The sequence below is a fragment of the Bacillus sp. AFS001701 genome (assembly GCF_002559405.1).
In the GTDB taxonomy this organism is placed as follows: domain Bacteria; phylum Bacillota; class Bacilli; order Bacillales; family Bacillaceae_G; genus Gottfriedia.
The window spans coordinates 1-4,690 of sequence record NZ_NTZO01000551.1 but is presented as its reverse complement, the minus strand read 5'-3'; the positions used below and the strand labels follow the sequence as shown (position 1 = coordinate 4,690).

Here is a 4,690-nt window from a genome sequence, read left to right as displayed (position 1 = left end):
GATTGGACAAGCTAGAAACTTATTTATAAAAAAAGAATATTTACAAATCATTTTGCCAATCGAAGAAAGGATTGTAGAATTTAACTGTCAAAATGAAAAAGTGTTTATAAAGTTAAGTAAAAAGGCTCCTTTTATCGAAATAATTGATCGTTCGATTCCGCAACTTAGAGTTAATTTTTCGAAAGATGGATGGGAATATCTAAATTCAGGTTCTCAAAGGTTAGGACTTTTATTAAAACTGAGTGATGCTTCTTTTGAGGGGAACTATCGATTATTACTACTAATGGAAACGATTTTTCAATATACGAGTGTTGAAAATGAAAAAAAACTTTTAGAAAATTGTTGACAACTAGTGTCTAACTTTGTAGAATTGGACTTACGTTAAAGAAATTACGTGAAACAACTTAATAGATCGTAAGATTAACTCTTATCGAGAGAGGTGGAGGGACTGTGCCCTGTGAAACCCAGCAACCGTCAATGATCGTCATTGAAATGGTGCTAATTCCTGCAAAGCATATGCTTTGAGAGATGAGAGAAAGGAATACTTTTTGTATGTTAAACCTTTCTGCTCATGTGAGTTGAAAGGTTTTTTTGTTTTATGCGACTAAAAAAGTATTTTCTTACAAAAAATTGAAAGATAAGTTGTTAGAATGTTTTGAAAGGAGAACAAGTGTATGATTCAAATAAATAATGTAAGTAAAATCTACAAGGGTAAAAAGGGAACAGTTACCGCGGTACAAGATGTTTCGTTAACTATTGAAGCAGGTGAAATTTTTGGCATGATCGGATATAGCGGCGCAGGGAAAAGTACGCTATTACGTATGCTAAATGGACTTGAGTCTCCTACATCAGGAGAAGTGATTATTAATGGTCAATCGATCTCTAAATGCTCATCTAGTCAGTTAAGAAAAGCAAGACAGAAAATAGGTATGATTTTTCAACATTTTAATTTATTGTGGTCGAGAACAGTATTAGAAAATATACTTTTCCCACTTGAAATTGCTAAAGTTTCAAAAAAGGAAAGCATTGCTCGTGCGAAAGAATTAATTAAACTTGTAGGACTTGAAGGTAGAGAAAATGCTTACCCTTCTGAACTTAGTGGAGGACAAAAGCAACGTGTCGGAATTGCAAGAGCACTTGCTAATAACCCAGATGTTCTTTTATGCGATGAAGCGACTTCTGCACTAGATCCAGAAACAACAGATTCAATATTAGCTTTACTGACAAATATTAATAAACAGCTTGGTATTACAATCATCCTGATTACTCATGAAATGCATGTAATTCAAAAGATCTGCCAACGTGTAGCAGTAATGGAAAATGGAAATGTCGTAGAAGAAGGCCATGTTGTAGATGTATTTACTCGTCCTAAACAAGCAATTACAAAGAAATTTGTGACACAAATCAAAGGTAATGATGAAGGTGAACTAATTTCTCACGGTGATGGGAAGGATAATACTTACAAACTAACCTTTAAAAATGGCCAAGCAGATCAGCCGCACATTTCTGAGGTAGTTAAGCACTTTGATATTGAGATTAACATTTTGCAAGGAAAAATTGTTCAAACTGCTGAAGGCTCTTATGGGACAATGAAGATTCAACTTGTTGGAGACATAAATAACATCAAAGAGGCAATCGCTTATTTAGAATCAAAACAAGTCGAAGTGGAGGTAGCATAAGATGACACAACTTTTTCCGAATGTTGATTGGGATGCAATGCTTTTAGCTACTCAAGAAACATTATTCATGACAGTAATAGCTGCGCTTGCAACGTTCATTTTTGGACTAATAATAGGTTTATTCTTATTTTTAACTAGTAAAGACCAGTTACTTGAAAATAAATTTTTTAATACAATCCTAGCAGCGTTTGTAAATATTTTTCGTTCAATACCGTTTATCATTTTAATCATTTTATTAATTCCATTTACGATCTTTATACTTGGCTCAATGCTTGGAGCAAAAGCAGCATTACCAGCATTAATTATCGGTGCTGCACCATTCTATGCAAGGATGGTCGAAATCGGATTACGTGAAATAGATAAAGGTGTAATCGAAGCTGCAAGAGCGATGGGAGCTAGTACCTTTACAATCATCATAAAAGTATTAATCCCAGAAGCATTACCAGCAATCATTTCAGGTTTAACTGTCACTACAATCGCAATTGTTGGTTACACAGCAATGGCTGGTGTAGTAGGTGGTGGTGGACTTGGTAACTTAGCATTTATGGAAGGATATCAACGTACTAATAACCAAGTAACGCTTGTTGCGACAGTCATTATTTTATTAATCGTTTTCATTCTTCAATTTATTGGTGATTTAATTACAACAAAAATAGATAAAAGAGCTTAATCATATAAGGGAGGAAATGACAGTGAAATTCAAAAAAATCGTAGGAATAGTAGGAGCGGGTGTTTTAGCATTATCTTTAGCAGCATGTAATAAAGGTGGAGAAGATAAAAATAAAGAATTAGTGGTTGGTGCATCAAATGTACCTCACGCAGTTATTTTAGAACAAGCTAAACCAATCCTTAAAAAAGAAGGAATTAACTTAAAAATTGTTAAATTCCAGGATTATGTATTACCAAATAAAGCATTAGCTTCAAAAGAATTAGATGCAAACTATTTCCAACACATTCCATACTTAGAATCTCAAATGAAAGAAAATGGTTATAAATTTGAAAACGCTGGTGGGATCCACATTGAGCCAATCGGGGTTTACTCTAAAAAATATAAGAGCTTAGATGATCTACCAAATGGAGCGAAAATTATCATGAGTAGCTCAGTAGCTGACCATGGTCGTATGTTAAGCTTATTACAACATGAAGGTTTAATTAAACTTAAAGCTGGAGTAGATCCAACTACAGCTCAAATAAAAGACATTGCTGAGAATCCAAAACACTTAAAATTCCAAGCTGATGTAGACGCTGGAATGCTTCCAAAAGTTTATCAAAACAATGAAGGCGATGCAGTGTTAATTAACACAAACTACGCGATTGATGCTGGATTAAACCCAATGAAGGATGCTATTGCTTTAGAAGGTAAAGAATCTCCATATGTAAACATTATCACTGTTCGTAAAGGTGACAAAGATAAAAAAGAAATCAAAGAGCTTGTAAAAGTATTACACTCTAAAGAAATTCAAGATTTCATCATTAAAAAATATAAAGGTGCTGTAGTACCTGTAGGTCAATAATAAGAAAAGAGAGGGTATCCCAAATGGTGATTTTTATGGGAACCCTCTTTTTTATTTGAAAAACTATTAACTGCAAATAAATTTTGAAAATCGCAAATAAAGTTTGGGAATTTGCAATTAAATGCCAAGGAATCGCAAAAAAAATTGAAAATTACCTATACTAGTAAAGGTATTACAGCTTAAAATTGTACAATTGTAGAGACTTTTATGTGGAATTATTTCTAAAAAGATCGATTACAAACAACAAATGAATGAAAATACCTCCCACACCAAAGTACCCGTAAATGAATTTTAATAATAAAAAAAGGGTTGTACATAAGTCAGTGAATCTAACTTATTAAACAGCCCTTTTTATTTTTAATTCTTCACAAGGATTTGATTTACAGGTGAGATTGGTGGTCGTTCAGCCATAACCTCAATAATATTTTTAGCTGCTATTTCTGACATAGCATCACGAGTTTCATATGTTGCATTACCGATATGAGGTGTTAATACAACATTCGTAAGTGATTTTAGTTCTTCTGTTATTTTTGGTTCGAATTCAAATACATCTAAAGCCGCACCAGCAATAACACCATCCTTTAATACGTCTACTAATTCCTGTTCGTTCGCTAAAGGGCCTCTAGCTGCATTGATAAAAAACGCAGTATCTTTCATCTTGTAAAACTCTTCTTTTCCAAATAAATGGTGTAGCTCAGGTTTGTAAGGACAATGAAGGGTAATATAGTCAGAAGTCTGTAATAATTCATCCATTGAAACGTATGTGGCATTTAATTCTTGTTCAAGCTCATTACTCAATCTTCTTGGTTGATGATAAATAATATCCATATTAAACGCCCTAGCTCGTTTAGCTACTGCTTGTCCGATATTTCCAAAACCAAAAATACCTAAAGTTTTTCCTGATACTTCTGTTCCTCTAAAGAATAATGGAGCCCATCCTTCAAAACCTTTTGTACGGCAAAGTTCGTCTCCTTCGACTATTCTTCTGGAAACAGCTAAGAGAATTCCAAAAGTTAACTCAGCAGTTGCATCTGTAGAAACAAGTGGAGTGTTTGTAACATGGATCCCCTTACTAGTTGCATAATCTACATCGATATTATTAAATCCCGCTCCGTAATTAGCAATAATTTTTACATTTTTAGCAGCATCAATTACTCTTTTTGTGATTGGTGTGGATAGTAAACTTAAAATTGCATCTACCCCACCAACAAGTTCACACAATTCATCTTCTGTAATTAATTGCTCATTTTCATAAACAATGACATGATGATCTTTTAATAATTCCTCAGCTTTTTCTGGTATTTTTCCCGCTACTAAGATATGTGCCAAATTAGAAACCTTCTTTCAACAGTTTAATAATTGAATGTTAACGTTTTTATTATAAATGAAGTTCCAAGTTTTTGTTTAATTTAGTATTTGGCAGTTTAAAGAATATATTTATTTTTAAGTTTTGCCAGCAATGAAAAACAATCTTGTCAATTAATTATCAAATTTTCG

5 protein-coding genes and 1 riboswitch are annotated in these 4,690 nt (G+C 33.2%); of the genes, 4 read left to right on the top strand and 1 reads right to left on the bottom strand.

Translation table 11 applies throughout. The annotated features are described in order from the left end of the window. The 4 genes from CN514_RS25985 to metQ form a co-directional block, all read left to right on the top strand. Positions 1-346: hypothetical protein (locus CN514_RS25985; protein WP_176526040.1), on the top strand; the 346-nt coding region annotated here is incomplete at its 5' end. 78 nt (positions 347-424) lie between these two features. Beyond that, positions 425-535, top strand: a riboswitch (SAM riboswitch). Between the two features lie 139 nt (positions 536-674). After that, a complete protein-coding gene (locus CN514_RS22675) occupies positions 675-1,679 on the top strand; it encodes a methionine ABC transporter ATP-binding protein (protein ID WP_098234512.1) in 1,005 nt (334 codons plus the stop codon). 1 nt (position 1,680) lies between these two features. Next, complete coding sequence (locus CN514_RS22670; RefSeq protein WP_098234511.1) at positions 1,681-2,349, top strand: methionine ABC transporter permease; 669 nt, start codon at positions 1,681-1,683, stop codon at positions 2,347-2,349. A 22-nt stretch (positions 2,350-2,371) separates the two neighbouring features. Then, positions 2,372-3,193 (top strand): methionine ABC transporter substrate-binding lipoprotein MetQ, encoded by an 822-nt coding sequence (gene metQ, locus CN514_RS22665; protein WP_286141801.1) that lies wholly within the window; start codon positions 2,372-2,374, stop codon positions 3,191-3,193. Positions 3,194-3,550: 357 nt separating this feature from the next. On the opposite strand, the gene CN514_RS22660 is transcribed toward metQ, so the two are convergent. After that, a complete protein-coding gene (locus CN514_RS22660) occupies positions 3,551-4,522 on the bottom strand; it encodes a 2-hydroxyacid dehydrogenase family protein (RefSeq protein WP_098234509.1) in 972 nt (323 codons plus the stop codon). Positions 4,523-4,690: the final 168 nt, after the last annotated feature.

Excerpts from the sequence above, each read along its gene's own strand:
- CN514_RS22670 (WP_098234511.1), top strand. The coding sequence starts at position 1,681 with ATGACACAACTTTTTCCGAATGTTGATTGGGATGCAATGCTTTTAGCT.
- CN514_RS22675 (WP_098234512.1), top strand. The coding sequence starts at position 675 with ATGATTCAAATAAATAATGTAAGTAAAATCTACAAGGGTAAAAAGGGA.